General features: G+C 64.2%; 13 protein-coding genes and 1 pseudogene. 8 read left to right on the top strand and 6 right to left on the bottom strand.

Annotated features, from left to right (window positions below):
• The first annotated feature begins 61 nt into the window (after nt 1-61).
• Together ACQY4T_RS24660 and ACQY4T_RS24665 are read left to right on the top strand one after the other, a co-directional pair.
• Nucleotides 62-3,862, top strand: coding sequence for a hydantoinase B/oxoprolinase family protein (locus tag ACQY4T_RS24660; protein ID WP_428536054.1), 3,801 nt, complete (start codon nt 62-64; stop codon nt 3,860-3,862).
• Nucleotides 3,863-4,219: 357 nt separating this feature from the next.
• Nucleotides 4,220-4,558 (top strand): hypothetical protein, encoded by a 339-nt coding sequence (locus ACQY4T_RS24665; RefSeq protein ID WP_428536056.1) that lies wholly within the window; start codon nt 4,220-4,222, stop codon nt 4,556-4,558.
• Nucleotides 4,559-5,031: 473 nt separating this feature from the next.
• Here ACQY4T_RS24665 and ACQY4T_RS24670 read toward each other — a convergent pair whose 3' ends face one another.
• Genes ACQY4T_RS24670 through ureE form a run of 6 tightly spaced genes read right to left on the bottom strand, consistent with a single transcriptional unit; the run spans nt 5,032 to nt 10,044 of the window.
• A complete protein-coding gene (locus ACQY4T_RS24670; RefSeq protein WP_428536058.1) occupies nt 5,032-5,868 on the bottom strand; it encodes an urease accessory protein UreD in 837 nt (278 codons plus the stop codon).
• Nucleotides 5,865-6,491 (bottom strand): urease accessory protein UreG, encoded by a 627-nt coding sequence (ureG, locus tag ACQY4T_RS24675; RefSeq protein WP_428536060.1) that lies wholly within the window; start codon nt 6,489-6,491, stop codon nt 5,865-5,867. Before ureG ends, ACQY4T_RS24670 begins: the two co-directional genes overlap by 4 nt.
• Nucleotides 6,488-8,194 (bottom strand): urease subunit alpha, encoded by a 1,707-nt coding sequence (gene ureC, locus ACQY4T_RS24680; RefSeq protein ID WP_428536062.1) that lies wholly within the window; start codon nt 8,192-8,194, stop codon nt 6,488-6,490. The genes ureG and ureC overlap by 4 nt, the downstream gene beginning before the upstream one ends.
• A 15-nt stretch (nt 8,195-8,209) precedes the next feature.
• Nucleotides 8,210-8,905, bottom strand: a complete 696-nt coding sequence (gene ureB / locus ACQY4T_RS24685; protein WP_428536064.1) for an urease subunit beta — start codon at nt 8,903-8,905, stop codon at nt 8,210-8,212.
• A 25-nt stretch (nt 8,906-8,930) separates the two neighbouring features.
• Entirely contained in the window at nt 8,931-9,605 is a 675-nt protein-coding gene (locus ACQY4T_RS24690; protein WP_428536066.1) for an urease accessory protein UreF, read from the bottom strand.
• Entirely contained in the window at nt 9,595-10,044 is a 450-nt protein-coding gene (gene ureE, locus ACQY4T_RS24695; protein WP_428536068.1) for an urease accessory protein UreE, read from the bottom strand. Before ureE ends, ACQY4T_RS24690 begins: the two co-directional genes overlap by 11 nt.
• Before the next feature lie 512 nt (nt 10,045-10,556).
• On the opposite strand from ureE, the gene ACQY4T_RS24700 reads away from it, so the two are divergent.
• From ACQY4T_RS24700 to ACQY4T_RS24725, 6 genes and pseudogenes are all read left to right on the top strand, one after another.
• A complete protein-coding gene (locus tag ACQY4T_RS24700; protein WP_428543064.1) occupies nt 10,557-12,104 on the top strand; it encodes an ABC transporter substrate-binding protein in 1,548 nt (515 codons plus the stop codon).
• 50 nt (nt 12,105-12,154) lie between these two features.
• A complete protein-coding gene (locus ACQY4T_RS24705) occupies nt 12,155-13,111 on the top strand; it encodes an ABC transporter permease (RefSeq protein ID WP_428536070.1) in 957 nt (318 codons plus the stop codon).
• Nucleotides 13,108-14,049, top strand: coding sequence for an ABC transporter permease (locus tag ACQY4T_RS24710; protein WP_428536072.1), 942 nt, complete (start codon nt 13,108-13,110; stop codon nt 14,047-14,049). Before ACQY4T_RS24705 ends, ACQY4T_RS24710 begins: the two co-directional genes overlap by 4 nt.
• 15 nt (nt 14,050-14,064) lie before the next feature.
• Nucleotides 14,065-15,141, top strand: a complete 1,077-nt coding sequence (locus ACQY4T_RS24715; protein WP_428536074.1) for an ABC transporter ATP-binding protein — start codon at nt 14,065-14,067, stop codon at nt 15,139-15,141.
• A 62-nt stretch (nt 15,142-15,203) separates the two neighbouring features.
• Nucleotides 15,204-15,776 (top strand): annotated as a pseudogene (locus ACQY4T_RS24720) (ATP-binding cassette domain-containing protein); the annotation flags it as partial.
• Nucleotides 15,777-15,899: 123 nt separating this feature from the next.
• On the top strand, nt 15,900-16,217 hold the full coding sequence (locus ACQY4T_RS24725) for an oligopeptide/dipeptide ABC transporter ATP-binding protein (protein ID WP_428543067.1): 318 nt from the start codon (nt 15,900-15,902) through the stop codon (nt 16,215-16,217).
• The last annotated feature ends 1,090 nt before the right edge of the window (nt 16,218-17,307 follow it).

Genomic DNA, 17,307 nt, shown 5'->3' on the forward strand with positions numbered 1-17,307 from the left:
ACGTTCCGCACCGCAATCAAATAATGCCCCTTGTTGCAGCTATACTAACCAGGATCACGCCATGACGGCCTCCCTCCGGCTTGGTTTCGACATCGGCGGCACCTTCACCGATTTCGTTCTGACCGACCCCGCCAACGGGGCGCTTCGGCTGCATAAGCGGCTGACGACACCGCACGACCCGGCGATCGGCGCGCTGGAAGGCCTACGCCAGATCATCGCCGACCACGGCGCCCGTTTCGAAGACGTCGCGGAGATCGTGCACGGCACCACCCTGGTCACCAATGCCATCATCGAACGCAACGGCGCCAAACTGGGTCTGATAACGACCGCCGGTTTCCGCGACGTGCTGGAGGCCGGAACCGAACAACGCTACGACATCTACGACCTGTTCCTGACCTTTCCCGACCCGCTGGTGCCGCGCCGGCGCCGTCTGGAGGTGGCGGAGCGGATCGATCGCGACGGCAATGTCATTACCAGCCTTGACGCCGAAGCCGTCCGGCAGGCAGCCCTTGAACTGCAACGCGTCGGCATCGAAGCCGTCGCCATCTGCTTCCTCAACGCCTACCGCGAGCCGAAACACGAGCAGCAAGCGGCCGCCATCGTCGCTGAAATCCTGCCCGGGATTCCAATCTCCGTCTCCTCGGACGTAGTGTCGGAGATCGGCGAATATTCCCGCTGTGTCACCGCTTGCGCCAACGCCTACGTGCAGCCGATGATGACCACCTACCTGCATCGGCTGGAGCGAGCGTTGCGCGCCGCCGGCTTCACCGGTCCGCTGCGGCTGATGCACTCCGCCGGCGGCCTGATGTCGGTCGCCGCGTCGCGGCAGTTCCCGATCCGGCTGCTGGAATCCGGTCCGGCCGGTGGCGCACTGGCAGCGTCCCTGCTCGGCGCCCGAGCGGGTCATACCGACCTCCTGGCGTTCGACATGGGCGGCACCACCGCCAAGGCGTGCCTGATCGAAGGCGGCCGCGCCCAGATCGCCCCGCTGCTGGAGGCCGGGCGTGAGCACCGCTTCAAAAAGGGTTCCGGACTGCCGATCAAGACATCCACCGTGGACATGATCGAGATCGGCGCCGGTGGCGGCTCGATCGCCTCGATCGATGCAGTCGGGCTGCTCCGCGTCGGCCCGCATTCGGCCGGGGCCAATCCCGGACCGGCCTGCTATGGCCAAGGCGGTCAACACCCCACCGTCACCGACGCAAACCTGCTGCTCGGCTACTACGACCCCGGCTTCTTCCTCGGCGGCAGCATGGCGCTGGACGTCGCCGCCGCCCGCGCCGCGATCGACCGGGTAGCGACGCCGTTGGGCCTGTCCACGGAGCAGGCGGCATGGGGCATCCACAAGGTGGTGGTGGAGAGCATGGCCGACGCGGCCCGCGTCTATCTGGTGGAACGCGGCAAGGATCCTCGCCGCTACGCCATGGTTGGCTTCGGCGGTGCCGGTCCCGCCCACGCCGCCGAGGTCGCCCGGGCGCTCGGGATGGCTGAACTGGTGGTGCCACCCGCGTCCGGCGCTGCCTCGGCGCTGGGCTTCCTGGCCGCACCGCTGTCAGCCAACCGGGTACGCTCCCGCCTCATGCGGCTCGATGCCGTGCTCGATCTCGCCGCGGTCGAGGCCATGCTGCGGACGCTGGAACAGGACGCCCGCGCCGAGCTCGCCGCCGGCGGCGTGAAAGAACGCCTGTCTGTGGAACGTGCCGCCGACATGCGCCTGGTCGGCCAGATGCATGAAATCAGCGTGCTCCTGCCGGAAACCCCGCTCGGTCCCGATAGCCTCGCCGCGCTGATCACTGCGTTCGAGGCTGCCTACACCACCCGCTACGCAGCGCTGCAACAAGGCGCCCAGGTCGAGGCGGTGAACCTGCGCGTCATCGTCACTGGCGCCACGCCGGCGCTTGCCCTGGATAATCAGCATGGGCAGGCGGCAATGGCCCGGAAAGGCGAACGCCGCGCCTGGTTCGGCGACGGGTTCCAGCTCGCGGCGGTCTACGACCGCTACGCCCTGACCGAAGCCTGCGAGATCGACGGCCCGGCCATCGTGGAGGAGCGCGAAGCCACCACCGTCGTGGCACCCGGCGACACCCTGCGGGTCGATGCCGCCGGCAACCTGCGCATCGCGATCGGCGCCGCCAGCAGCATGACCCTGGTGCGGCCCGACATGTCGCACGAACAGGCCCGCACCGCGATCGAGGCCGATCCGATCGCGCTGGAGATCATGTGGTCCCGGTTGACTACCGTGGTGGATGAGATGTGGATCACCATCATCCGCACCGCGTTCTCCCTGATCATCGCTGAATCGCAGGATTTCGCGTGTGAACTGCTGGATCCCCAGGGCGAGACGCTGGCGCACTCCCCGCGTGCCATGCCGGTATTCAACCTGACCCTGCCCCGCGCGGTGAAGGCCCTGCTCGCGCGCTTTCCGGTGCATACACTGCGGCCCGGCGACATGCTGGTCACCAATGACCCATGGCTGTGCGCCGGGCATCTGTTCGATATCGCCGTCGTTTCGCCGGTGTTCCGCGACGGCCGCGTCGTGGCGCTGGTAGGCACCGTGGGCCACGTCGCCGACATCGGCGGCACGCGCGACAGCCTGCGGGCGCGGGAAATCTTTGACGAGGGCCTGCAAATTCCGCCGATGATGCTGGCCCGCGCCGGCGTCGACAATGCCGACCTGTTCACCCTCATCGCCGAGAACGTGCGCAACCCGTCCCAGGTGGTCGGCGACATTCAGGCCTTCATGTCGGCCAACCGGATCGGCGCCCAGCGCCTGACCGCCTTCATGGACGAATATGGTCTGCCCGACCTCACCGCGCTCGCCGCCATCGTGCAGGATCGCTCGGAGCAAGCGATGCGCGCCGCGATCCGGGCCTTGCCGGATGGGACCTACACCAGCAGCGTGTCGTTCAGCCCGGTGGATCAGACGCTGACACTGCCGGTGCGGCTGACGGTCAGCGCAGACACCATCGACATCGACTTTGCCGGGGCGCCGCCACAGCTCGCCCAGGGCGGTGTCAACTCCACGATGAACTATACCGCGGCGCACGCAACCTATCCGCTTAAGTGCATGCTGACGCCGGAGGTGCGTGGCAACGCCGGCTGCTATCGTCCCTTCCGCGTATCGGCGCCGGAGGGCTCCATCCTGAATTGCACACGCCCCGCCGCTGTCGCCGCCCGCACCCGCACCGGCTGGTACTTGGCGCCGGCGATATTCCGTGCGCTGGCCGGGGCAGCGCCCGACGCCGTGCAGTCACCGACCGGCCTGCCGGTCGCGGTGAATGTCTCCGGCTACGATGCACACGGTGGTTTCTACGCCGACCACCTGTTCATGGGTGGCGGCCAGGGCGCAAGCACGCATGGCGATGGCAAGTCCGGGCTGCTCTACCCGACCTCCGCCGCCAACACCGCCATCGAGGTGTTTGAAGCGAGGGTTCCCGTGCTGGTGCAGCAGAAGACGTTCCTGACCGATAGCGGCGGCGCGGGTGAAACGCGGGGCGGGCTGGGCCAGCGGGTCCGCTTCCGCAAGCTACATGACGACGGGCTGCCGACACTGGCGGCGCTCTTCCCGGAAGGTGCCAAGGCGGTGCTGCCCGGTCTGGCATCCGGGCAGGCTGGTGCCCGTGCCTTTGCCGGACTGCGCGCCCCAGACGGTGCGCTGCTGCGCGATTGCGGCGCCGGCGAGCTGGTAACACTGACCCATACCAACGAGATTGCCGAGATTGTCTTTGCCGGTGGTGCCGGCTATGGCGATCCACGCAGCCGAACGCGTACGGACGTGGCCGCGGACCTGCGCGATGAGCGGATCAGCGACACCGCGGCACGCGAGACCTATGGCGCCGGCCTGGCAAACGCGGCGGAATAACGCTGCGGCTTTCCGCTGTCGCCATGCAGGGCGCCGAGGCGGCGGCGCGATCCTTCCGAAGCTCGATCTGCCGTCGCCGACCAATGCCGAAATCTGCTGCGCCTGTTTCAGACCATTCTGGCCAAAACGTCCAACAGGCGGATGCGCAGTATACTTCACCGCGTCATCCCTGCTTCATGCGCAAGCCAGAGGGGCAACATGACAGTTGATGCGATCGAGCGGCATCCCCAGATCATCAGCCTATCTGCAACACCTTGCTGCTAGTTCTCGGATCCATCGCAGTCGGGACGCACAAAAGCGTGATAACGTCCCTATTCGCTTCGGATTGAAGAAACTTCCTGAAGGTGTAGGTGCAGCGTGAGGCAAATTCAGGAGTTTGAAATGAAGAGTGTTCAACTGTCGGCCGTTGTTGTTGCTGCCGGCCTGCTCGTCGCTGGGCCAGTATTGGCCCAGAGCACAACGCATACCCACCAGTCCGCGCAAAAGCAGCCCACGGCTGGGGGCGGCGGTGGTGGTGGTGGCACCGATAATCCGGGGACGGGCGGCGCTACCAAGCAGTCCACCGCTGGCGGCGGTGGCGGCGGCGGCACCGACAACCCGGTTGGGGGCAGCGTCGCGATGAAGCAAAAAACGTCCAGCGGCGGCGGCGGCGGTGGCGGCACCGATGCTCCGCTGACCGGCGCGACGAAACAGTAACGCTCAGGCGTGATCGCTTGAGGTTGCCTTCACCGTCGACGTCAACTGCTGGCTGGATCACCCCGATCAACAACGACCGGGGTGATCCAATAGCGCCAGTCCCCAGCTACCTCCATCAGACCGCCCGGGTCATGCGACCGTTGCTACACCGCTTCCGATCAGACCTTCTTCCAGGATATTGTTGCGTAGTGTTGTCGAATTGGCACTGGTCGTCCGCATATCCACCACGACAGATACCGGGAGCCGCATGACGCTGACTGAACTGAGACTATGCGCGTTCATCTGTGTTCATCTGCGGTTAAAAATTTCTGCGGCGGCATCGTGGGTCAGTTGTGCGAGCCGGATCGAAGCGGTGCTTCAATAAGGTATTCAACCACAGATGCACGCCGATCAGCGCAGATATCGTCGACGCCGCAGCGCCCATCAGTAGCGCTGCTCCTGTTTCTGCCAACGCTTTGCGCTATGACAGGCGTCTATACCGCAGTTTTTCGGCCTGATCCCGGGTCACCGCCGAAAAGATGCTCCCGCGCCGCACAGCACGCCGCGCGCAATGCCCTGCGCAGATGCTGTCCATCGATTGCCACCACGCGCAGCCCGACGCCGATCTCCCGTGGCAAGGTCGAAGCGGCAGCATAGGTCTCTATCCCGCTCCCCACACCTGCCGCCATCCCGCTGCAAAGCGCTTCCAGCTCGGCCGGCGGCCGCGGGGCCACCACCAGCAGCATGCCATGTGCCCCATACGGTGCGCGCCGCCCACCGCGCTGCGGCATAACGTCGAGCTCGATGCGCTCCCGTAGCACGACATCACCCCCCGGCCGCTCGATGACCAGTTCGGAGCTGTAGCGGCGGAACGCCCGCCCCTGACCGGCCGGATCGTGCAGCAAAAAAGCCTCGGACAGCATGGCGACACCCGACAGTGCGACGCGCAGCAGCAAGCGTTGCGCCAGACACGACTGCGGAAACAGGATCCGAGGTTCCGGCAGATACTCGATCACGCCGCCGTCCTCGACCTCCAGCTCGACAGTATCCGTGGCGCATATGCCAACCGGGGCGCGATAGACCGCGGTAGCGCCCTGCGTCGTCACAAACGCCGCCGCGCCATTGCACACCCGGATGCGCTGCAACAGCGAGTCATCCGCCTGGATCGCGCCGCTCACGGTCTGCAGAATGAGCGTCAGCTTCCCCGCGGGAACCCGATCCAGCCGGAAGCCGCGCGACAGGGTGAACGGCCAGCGGAACACCCGCCGGTCCAGGTAGGTGCCATGATCGGGGTGCCGCTTGAAGCACAGGTCGAGCTGCGCGTCGCTCAACGCCGGAACAGCACCTCCCGTTCAAGGTGCTCCACCACCGCGTCGATGCCCTGGCCAAGCCGGCAATTGGTCGTCAGCACGGGACGCCCCGCCCGCGCGCTACGCGCTTCGGTCAGCATCCGCTCGAGGTCGACGCCGACAAAGGGCGCCAGATCGGTCTTGTTGATGATCAGCAGGTCGCAGCGGATCACCCCCGGGCCGCGCTTGCGTGGGATATCATCGCCCCCAGCCACGTCGATCACGAACATCCAGAAGTCGGTGAGGTCCCGAGAGAAAGTGGAGGCCAGGTTGTCGCCACCGCTCTCCAGCAAGATCAGCTCGACGCCGGGGAACCGCCGCTCCAACGCGTCGGCGGCCTCGATGTTGAGCGTCGGATCCTCCCGGATCACGGTATGTGGACAGGCCCCCGCCTCGACCGCCGAAACCCGAGCCGGGTCGATCAATCCGGACCGACGCAGCCGTTCGGCGTCCTCGGCTGTTACCAGATCGTTGGTGATGACCGCGAGCTCCACGCCACGGCGGCCAAGCGCTGGAATAAGCCGCTCCACCAGCGCGGTCTTGCCTGATCCGACCGGGCCGCCAATGCCGACGCGCGCCGCCGCCTGGGGACGAAGGCCGCTCATCGCAGCATATACCGGCGCGACAGCGGCACCCGGGCCGCCGGCGAACACATCAGCAATTTTCCATCGGCGCGAACCTCGAAGGTCTGCGGATCGACCTCGATATGCGGTCTGGCGGCATTGTGGATCATGTCCGACTTGCGCAGCGTTCGGACGCTCTTGATCTGAACCGCCTGCTTGGCAAGCCCGAGCTTGCGGCGGATGTCATTGTCGATGCCGAGCTTTGACATGAACACAACGCCAAGCTGTCCCGGCGCCGAACCGAGCTGACCCCACATCGGGCGGTGGATGATCGGTTCACACAGCGGCAGGCTGCCATTGCCGTCACCCATCGCCGCCCATGCGACAAAGCCGCTCTTCAGCACCATCCACGGTTTGATGCCAAACGACGCGCGTGGCCAGATCACCAGGTCGGCCAGCTTGCCCGGCGCGATCGACCCGACATGGTCATCGATGCCGACCGCGATGGCCGGATTGATGGTATACTTCGCGACGTAGCGCTTGATGCGTGCGTTGTCGGCGCGATCGGTCGTGTCCTCCGCCAGACGCCCGACGCGATCCTTCATGACGCTGGCCAACTGCCAGCATTTCGCAACGTTCTCCGCCAGCCGGCCCATGCCCTGGGTGTCGGTGCCGAAAATCGAGATCGCGCCCATGTCGTGCAGGAAATCCTCCGCTGCCATCGATTGGGCACGGATGCGCGCTTCGGCGAAGGCGACGTCTTCGGGCGCATTATAATTGAGCTGATGCGCGATCATGGTCATCGGCACCCCCTCTTCCAGCGCTGCCGCGGTAAACGGGTTGGTCGGGTTGGTCGAGGACGGGATCACGTTGGCATAGGAGTTGACCTTCAGCAGGTCGGGCGCATGACCGCCGCCCGCCCCTTCGACGTGATACATGTGGATCGTGCGATCGCCGATCGCTGCCAATGTGTCTTCGCAGAAGCCAAACTCGTTGATCGAATCGGTGTGCAGATGCACGGCAAAATCATTCCGGTCAGCCGCGATCAGCGAGCCGTCGATGACCGCTGGCGAGGCACCAAAATCCTCGTGTACCTTCACCGCCATGGCCCCGGCGGCAACCGACTCCTCGACCGCCGCGGGGTCGGAGCCGCCTTTGCCAAACAGCGCAAAGTTGAGGCAGGACGTCTCGGTGCCCTGCAGGAAACGGGCAAAAGTCGTGGCGCTACCGCTGGCGACCTCGAACACCGGCCCCGGGCTGCCACCGATCAGCGTCGTGGTGCCGCCGGCGAGGGCATGCTGTGATTGTTCCGGTGACTGGATATGCGCGTGGCACTCGATCGCGCCCGCCGTCACGATAAAGGCCGCCCCGGAAATCGCCGTCGTCGTATGGCCGACCACCAGATCGGGATGGACGTTCGGCATGGTGTCCGGATTGCCTGCCTTGCCGACGCCGACGATACGGCCGTCCCGGATCCCGATATCGCCCTTCACGATGCCCAGCTCAGCGTCGATGATCGTGGCATTCTGAATGACGATGTCCAGTGCTCGGTCAGAATATTTTGCACGCGCACTGAACCCCTCGCCGTCGCGCAAGGTCTTGCCGGCGCCAACCAGCAATTCGTGGCCATACACCGTGAAGTCGTGCTCGATCTCGGCCAGCAGGCTGGTGTCGCTTAGCCGCACCAGGTCCCCCGTGGTCGGCCCGTAGAGTTGCGCGTAGGCCCTGCGACTGATCGCCACCATCACATCACCCCGCTGTCACGCACCCAGATAACCCCGCGTCTGCGCCAATGCGATCGCCCGGTCGCGCGCACCATCCGCATCCAGCGGGCCCGCGACCAGCCCGGCCTCGCCCAACACGACGCGGAGGCCGCCGATCGGAACCAGCCGCACGGTTTTCGGAATGCCGGGCTCGAAGCGCACCCCGGCACCGGCGGGAATATCCAGTTTGTAGCCCCAGGCGCTGGCGCGATCGAAGCGCAGCGCGCGATTGGCTTCGAAGAAGTGCGCGTGGCTACGTACCTGCACGTCGCGGTCGCCGGTGTTCATCACCTCGACGCTGACCGTGTCGGCAGCGGGGAAGATCTGCAGCATCTCGTCGGGCGTGATGATCTCACCCGGCACGATCGGGTCTGCGATGGCATCCTGGCCGGGGTTGATCGGGTCGAAAATCGCAAGCAGTTTGGTGCCCTGCGTGAAGCTCGCCTCGACGCAAATTAGCGGGATCATCTCGGCGACCCCCGGCTGCACATCGTCCGTCGTCAGCAGCCGTCCGGCCAGGTCGCGGATGTCTTCGTAGGCCAGATCTTGCCGCGCCGCGGTCATGACCTCATCGCAGATCAAGGCGACCGCCTCGGGGTGGCTGAGCTTGATGCCGAGCGAGCGGTAGCGCCGCGCCAATTCCGCCGCGGTGAAGATGGTCAGGCGATCCATCTCGGTCGGCGTCAGGTTCATTGTCTTATCGATCCGCTGCCCGCGGTCATGTGGCAAACATCCGCATCTGTCGAGAGCGTGACACCGCGATATCCGTCAGCGGGGTAAAGCTCGCCAGCGGCGTGTTATCGGGTGGATCGACCCCCAGCAGCCGGGTCAGCACCGGACGCAGCGATATTGCAATTTCCTGCGCCTCGATATGGCCGATCGTCCCAAGTCGGACCGCGGCGCTCGTCAGGCTGCCAACCACCGCCCAGCCACCCAGCATCTCGGCCATTGGCAGGCTGAGCCCGGACGCCTTGAACACCACGCCCTGCATGACGGCCAGATGGCCCAGCCGCGGGTCCGCCTGGGTCATTTCGCGGTACGCCCGAGCGGCCGCACAGCCGAGCCGAACGAAGGTGCCAAGCAGCGCTCGCCCGGCCCGACGGGACCCGCTGCGGAGCTGCGCCGACAGTGTCGCTGCCTCGGCCTGCAGGTCGACCGCCGCCACCGCTGCGACATCGCTTGCCGCATAGCTCCGGCGCAGCAGGATACGGTCCATGCTGTTCCATCGATAGATCAGTTGTTCCTCGACAATCTCCTGCACGTCCGAAGCGTCGTCGAGCAAGTCATCCGCCGCCAGTCCCTCCAGTCCCCACGAGAAGGCGAACCCGCCGGACGGAAACGCGCTGTCGGCGAATTGCAGCGCGGTCAGTAACGCGGTGATGTCAGGCTGCATCGACCTCGTCCACCAGCCCCGCCGCCAGCAGTGGCTGTATACGGGCCCGATAATCATCCACCGGACCGTCCAGCAGCACCAGCAGGTCGGCTGTTTCAAAACGCACGCGCCAATGCAGGTTGCCGGCATTCCAGCCCAGTTGCAGCGCCGCGTCCTGGTTGCGCGCGCGCAGTCGCCAGACCTTCGTTGTCCCTATTCGAACAATGATCGCTCGGCTCGGTTCCAGCAGCAGAACGGCGCCGTTCACCAGTGCCTGGTCGCGGTCAAGACTGATCGCACAATCCGTTCCGCGATCAGTATCAAGGCGAAATCGTCGGCGTCCCACTTCGCTGTCGTCGACAAAGACATGCTCGACCGCACCGGCATGCTCAAGCTTGTGCAAACGCTCATGCAATGCCGTATCCCGCTCGTTTCCAACCAACCCATGGAGTCGCAGCAAGGCCGATTACTCCTGTCGCACGCGATCAGTGTTGATCAAGGCAGTTCCGCAGCGCCGACACTTGAGTACGAAATCATCGTCATTGGATATCTTGTTGTTCCCCCTGGCCTGCCGGCACCGACAACGCAAGTTCAATGCCAGCGCGAGGCGTGTGCCAAAGACCAGGCGATCGATCGCCCGGTCACCGCTTCCGCATGATCAAATTCCCAAATCTGCATAGTGTGCATGCACGACATTCGAGCGATGCCTACAAAGGTATCGACGATGCGTCATGTCATCGGGTTCGACCGCATTTGAAAGCCCCAACATCCCTACACATCAAGCGGCACCGGTCCCCGGCTCGACGAAGCCAAAGCAGTCCTTGGCACCGCACTTGCACACCAATGCAACCATGACCACCACGTCGATCCCCATCATGCAATCCGCGACGGTCGGTTTGCGTCCAGGAGACAACAGGAATGCGCTTGCTTACGTCGTGTCGAACGGCCGCCTGCCTTGGCATGACCTTGGCCATGGGGCTGGCCTTGGGAAGCGCCCCGGGGCATGCGGAGTCTGTGCTTCGCGTCGCCATGAGTGCTGCCGACATCCCTGATTGGACCGGCGCACCCGATCAGGGTTACGAGGGTTACCGCTTTGTCGGCTTCACCCTCTACGACAGCCTCGTCAACTGGGAACTACAAAAGAACACCGATCGTGCCGCCGATATCCGGCCCGGACTGGCTGAAAGCTGGGCCGTCGACCCGAACGACCACAAGAAGTGGATCTTCAAGCTGCGGCACGGCGTGAAGTTCCAGGACGGCTGCGACTGGAACGCGGATTCCGCCGTCTGGAACTTCAAGCGTGTCATGGACTCCAAATCGCCACAATACAACGTCCGCCATCACGCCATGCAGAGTTGGACGGTAACCAATATCGCCAGCATGGAAAAGATCGACGACTACACCATCGCCGCCCACACCAAAATCGAAGACTCACTGCTCCCGTATGAAATCGCGGGCTATTTCCAGATTTCCAACTGCGCGGTCTCCAAGCTGAACAACGACTACGCCGCCTTCGCCAAGCATCCGTACGGCACCGGTCCATACAAATTCGACAAAGTCGTTCCGCACGAACGCCTCGAACTCGTGAAGAATGCGGACTACTGGGATAAAGCGCGCGTGCCCAAGCAAGACCGCCTGGTGCTGCTGCCGATGCCGGAGGCATCGACGCGGGCCGCAGCACTGCTGGCAGGTCAGGTCGATTTCATCGAGGCACCATCGCCCGACACCATTCCACGCCTAAAAGAAGCCGGGATGATCATCATAACGGCGCCATATCCGCACAACTGGGATTATCAGGTTCGTGTCGACCGGCCACCGTTCAATGACATCCGGGTTCGACAGGCCGCCAACTACGCCATCAACCGCGACGACATGGTGGATATGCTGCAGGGTGTCGCAACACCGGGCTACGGCAAGTTTATCGAATCGCAGCCCTATTACGGGCATCCGATGAAATACACCTTCGATCTCGCCAAGGCCAAGGCGTTGCTGAAGGCTGCCGGCTGCGTGCCTTGCAAGTTCACCGTCGGGATCTCGACGTCCGGCTCGGGACAAATGCAACCATTGCCGATGAACGAGCTGGTGAAAGAGCAGCTCGAGGCCGCCGGCTTCCAGGTCACGCTGGCACCGATGGACTGGAACTCGCTGATCGACGTGTTCGTCGGCGGCGCCAAGAAGTATCCGCAATACGACGCCATCAATGTCAGCCTGTCCTCGATTGAACCGGAACAGGGCATGATGAAGAGCAGCATGACGCAGTATCAGCCACCCAATGGTGAAAACTGGGGCTACTACAGCGACCCGACGCTCGATGCCTTGGGCAATCAGGCGCTGGCAACGTTCGATGTCGCAAAGCGGAACGAAATCCTGGCCAAAATGCACGAAACCCTGGTCGCCCAGGCGCAGGAAATCTTCATCGTGCACGACCTCAATCCGCGCGCCATCTCCCCCAAGGTGCACGGCTTCAGGCAAGCCGAGAGCTGGTTCCAGGACCTCACCACGATCAGCATGTCCCCCTGATAGCAACTTGACGCCGTCGGGGCGCGCACCCGCCGGCAAGGAGCGCCGCAATGTGGCTGTATGCCGCCCGACGGCTGCTGATGACGATCCCCATCGCCATCGGTGTGACCGTCATCTGCTTCGCGTTGATCTATCTGGCACCCGGTAACCCCATCCAGAGTCTGCTGCCACCAGCCGCGACGGCACAGGACGTGGCCGACCTCAAGCACGCCTACGGCTTGGACAAGCCGATACCGATCCAATACTTGATCTGGGTCAGGCACGCCCTGACCGGCAACCTCGGCCTGTCGATCCAGAACAACCAGCCGGTCCTAGGCGAGGTCGAACGCGCGCTCGGCAACACTGTCCCAATCGCGGTGATCTCGGTCGTTCTGGCATTCGCGATTGCGTTGGCGCTGGGCATCCTCGCGGCAACCCATGTCGGCGGCATCCTCGATCGGATTGCCACCGCGATCGCCGTACTCGGGATCAGCGTGCCGCAATTCTGGCTCGGCGTCATTCTGGTCATTATCTTCGCCGTCGAACTGGGGTGGCTGCCCGCCGAAGGCATGGGGCCGCACGGTTCGGACGAATTCAGCTTCTTCCGCTGGTCCGATGCGAAGTTCGCCATCATGCCGATCATCGCGTTGACCCTCCTGCCGCTTGGCATCCTGATGCGCACCACCCGCGCCTCCATCGCCGAGGTGCTCGCACTGGATTTCATCCAGACCCTGCGCGCCAAGGGACTCGGGCGCGGCGCGATCGTGGTGCACGCCGTCCGCAACGCGTTGCCGCAAATCTTGGCAATGGCAGGCTTGCAATTAGGCTACCTGCTCGGCGGATCGATCCTGGTCGAGACAGTGTTCAGTTGGCCGGGCACCGGCTTCCTGCTCAACAAAGCGATCCTGACGCGTGATATCCCGCTGCTTCAAGGCACCATCCTGGTGCTCGCCATGGCGTTCGTCGGCATCAACCTCGCCGTCGATCTGATCCAGACCGCCGTCGATCCACGGATCAAGCGCGCATGAGCGATCTCTCTATCAGCGCCAAACCCGGTGCCCCGACACCTGGCATCGCCGTGCCGGCCATCGATCCGCTGTCACCGCCGGATCAGCCGGCGCTGCGGGTGCGTGGCTACTGGGGCAATGTCTGGCACCGGCTGCGCTACGACTATGTAACGCTATGCTTCCTCGCGCTGATCCTGCTGATCATCCTGTCGGCGGTATTCGCGCCCGAACTGGCGCCGTTCAATCCCGACAAGGCCAGCATGGCCCACCGGCTGAAGCCGTTGCTTTATCGCGACAACCTTCTGGGCACCGATGAACAAGGCCGAGACATACTGTCGCGCATCCTCTACGGCGGCCGCACCTCTCTGCTGATGGGCATCGTCCCGGTCATGGTCGCGACCATCGTCGGCGGTCTGTTCGGCGTCATCGCCGGTTTCGCTGGTGGCCGCATCGGAACCATCATTATGCGCGGCATGGACATCTTCTTCGCCTTCCCGTCGGTGCTGCTGGCGGTGGCGATTTCCGGCAGTCTCGGCGGCGGCATGGTCAACCAGTTGATCACACTGAGCGTGGTGCTCACACCGCCACTGTGCCGAGTTGCGGAAACCGCAACGAGTCAGCTTCGCGGCCTGGACTTCGTCGATGCCGCGCGTGCGACCGGAGCGTCAGCAACCTCGATCCTGTTCCACGACATCCTGGTCAACGTGACCTCCCCGGTCCTGGTCTATGCCTCGACCCTGGTCTCCGGCTCGATCCTGCTGGCGTCCGGTTTGTCGTTCCTCGGACTTGGCGTGTCGCCACCGACGCCAGACTGGGGCTTGATGCTGTCCACCCTGCGCCAGGCGATCTACGTGCAGCCGGTGGTCTGTGCCATGCCCGGTGTCGCCATCCTGATCACCTCGGTCGCTTTCAACCTGGTCAGCGACGGTCTGCGTCAGGCCATGGACGTCAAGGCTTGAACATTGGAGCGCCACATGACGTTACACCCGCGGACCTCCGCGCCGCGGCTGCAATCGCTCGCCGATCGGGGCGGCAAGGCGCAGCCGATGCTGATCGCCACCGGACTGAAGCGCTATTTCCCGATACGCGGCGGCGTGCTCAATCGTACTGTCGCCGAGGTGAAAGCTGTCGACGACGTCTCGTTCACCGTAATAAAAGGCGAAACGCTCGGCGTCGTCGGCGAATCCGGCTGCGGCAAGTCCACACTGGCTCGGTTGCTCATGCACCTGCTGGTCAAAGATGCAGGCGAGTTGATCTTCGACGGCGATCCGGTCGGCCAAGCCGAAGGCCTTTCGCTCCGAGTGTTGCGCCGCAACATGCAGATGGTGTTTCAAGACAGCTACTCCTCGCTCAATCCCCGCCTGCCGGTGGAAGAGTCGATCGCCTATCCACCCCGTGTGCATGGCATGAACCGAGCCGATGCAAAACGCACCGCCGGCGAACTGCTGCAACGCGTCGGACTGAAACCGGAACATTTCGGCGGCCGCTATCCGCACGAGCTGTCAGGCGGCCAGAAACAGCGAGTCAATATCGCCCGTGCGCTGGCCTTGAGCCCGCGCATGCTGATCCTCGACGAGGCGGTGTCCGCACTCGATAAATCCATCGCGGCGCAAGTGCTCAATCTGCTGGGACAACTCAAGCGCGAGTTCAACCTGACCTACATGTTCATCTCGCACGATCTGCATGTCGTGCAGTATATCGCCGACCGCGTGCTCGTGATGTATCTAGGCCAGGTCGTCGAGCTTGGCCCGGTCGCCTCGATCTACAACGCGCCGCGTCATCCCTATACCGCCGCTCTGCTCGAATGCCGGCTGACAACCAACCCCGCGGATCGCATCGATGCGCCGCCGTTGCTCGGCGATCCACCCAATCCGATCGATCCACCCTCCGGCTGCCGGTTTCGTACCCGTTGTCCACACGCCGAACCGGTCTGTGAGGCACGCATGCCCCGGCTGGGCGAATCGAACAGCGATCCATCCGTCCATCTCGCCGCATGCCACATGGCTCATCCTGGTTCCGGACACAGCCATGCTGAAAGGACCGTGCATTGATGCGCTCGGGCTCAATGCCACAAACCGCAATGCCGACAGCCGGAACCGCGCCAACCGGAACGATGCATGGCACAGCGTCTCGCCCACTCGTAGCAGTCCGCGACCTGCAGGTCAGCTTCGTCAGCCGGGAGGCGACAGTCGCCGCGGTCAACGGCGTCTCGTTCGAACTCATGCCGGGCGAAGTCCTCTGCATCATAGGCGAATCCGGTTCGGGAAAGTCCGTGACGCTGCGCTCGCTGATGGGTCTGCACCCGCCGCGCCGCACCGTCATTCGCGGTGCCATCCGGATCGGCCAGCACAACATCCTGGCGCTCAGCGATCGCGCCATGAATGACGTGCGTGGTTCGGTCGTCTCGATGGTGTTTCAGGAGCCGATGACCGCCCTCGACCCGGTCTACCGCATTGGCGACCAGATCGCCGAGACCGTGATCCGCCACCAGCACTGCTCACGCCATCAGGCCATGGCTCGGGCGCTCGAACTGCTGCAACTCGTCAAGGTGCCTTCACCCGAACGCCGCCTGCTTGCCTTTCCGCACGAGCTTTCAGGCGGGTTACGGCAGCGCGCTATGATTGCACTCGCGCTGTCCTGCCGTCCGTCCCTGCTGCTCGCCGACGAACCAACCACCGCCCTGGATGCCACACTGCAGATCCAGGTCCTGATCATGCTGCGCCGGCTGCAGCAGGAGTTCGGCATGGGAGTCATATTCGTCACCCATGACCTCGGGGTGGCGGCACAGATCGCCGACAAGGTCGCGGTCATGTATGCCGGGCGGATTATCGAATACGGCAGCGTCGCCGACGTCCTGCTGCGTCCGGCCCATCCCTACACCCTGGGACTGCTGGCCTCCACGGTCCATGGTCGCTCCCGCGATGCCGAGATCGAGGCCATTCCCGGCAGCCCGCCCGACCTGCGGGCGCTGCCCTCAGGCTGCAGCTTCGCGCCACGCTGCCGCTTCCAGATACCAGACTGCTGGAAGGCGTTTCCGCCGAGCGCCCCGGTTGAGACCGCCCACACAGTATGCTGCCTGCGCGTCGACGCGGTGCGTCAAGCAGCACGCGCTTATGCCGACGCATGACAACCGCTGATCGACAGCAGGAAACGCAACATGGAAGCCGAGGCAACCGATCTGCCCCACCTGCAACCCCCGAACCGGCGGCGCTGTTTCACCCATTGCGCCGACGCGTGCCCGGCCGGACCGAATTTGCGCCAGCCGCGACCGCAAGTCCTACCACGGTTTGGTGCTTGCCGGCGACGCCTGGCATAGATTCGGAGATTGGCAAGATCGTTAACTTCGGTTCGGCCCATGGCCGCCAATAACGATTCTGTGCAAGGCTAACGAAGCGCGAGCCAACCTCTGTAGGTAGTCGACGCGCTCAAACCCCGTCGCATCGCGCGACACAAGGAGACAATCGAGTATGTTGAACAAGACGCGTGCTTTTGCTGTCGCGCTAGTCCTTACAGCAGCACCAATATCGGCGGCGCTTGCCGCGGGTGGTGGCGCAGGCGGCGCCGGCGGAAGCGGAGCTGGTGCGGGGGGCTCGGGGGCCGGGGGCCCGGGTGCTGGGGCCGGTGCCGCAGGTTCGGCCAGTGGCGGTGACATGAAAGCGGGTAGCGCTGGCAACAGCGCACCGCCGCAATCGGGCGCGACCACTTCGTCGGACGGGTCCAGCACGACCCGGGGCGCTCCACCGACGGCTGGATCCTCGAGCAAAACAGGTATCGGCAGCGGGAACGGTAAGTAGGCCGGACCGGTCGCGGCGCTGACCCCGGCCACTTCACCAAGAATGCTACGCCACAGCGCGTCCTGACGAGTGACACCCGTCAGGACGACCCCACCTGAGCTCAATACGACCGCCGCCCGTCCGCATCAAAGCTGTTGCCTTCGGTTACTGCAACAGTGCTGAAGCACCGTTACCAAGCGCCAACCTCCTTGATGAACAGGCGCCACTCGCGGTTATGGTATCGCCCGGCTTGCCATTAATCTTCACATGCTGCTGACGCTGAAAACGAACGATTCACCCATGATGCATCTCACGTGGTCATGCTCAGAGCCTTTTCAGTAGAGGGTGCGGTGGCAGCAAGCGACCGGCATTCCCGTTGTCAACACAGATATTTAGTCGGTGCCCCCAGACAAGTCTGTTGCAGTAACGGCGCACGGCGCCAGG

It is taken from the genome of Rhodopila sp. (assembly GCF_965277825.1).
Taxonomy (GTDB): domain Bacteria; phylum Pseudomonadota; class Alphaproteobacteria; order Acetobacterales; family Acetobacteraceae; genus Rhodopila.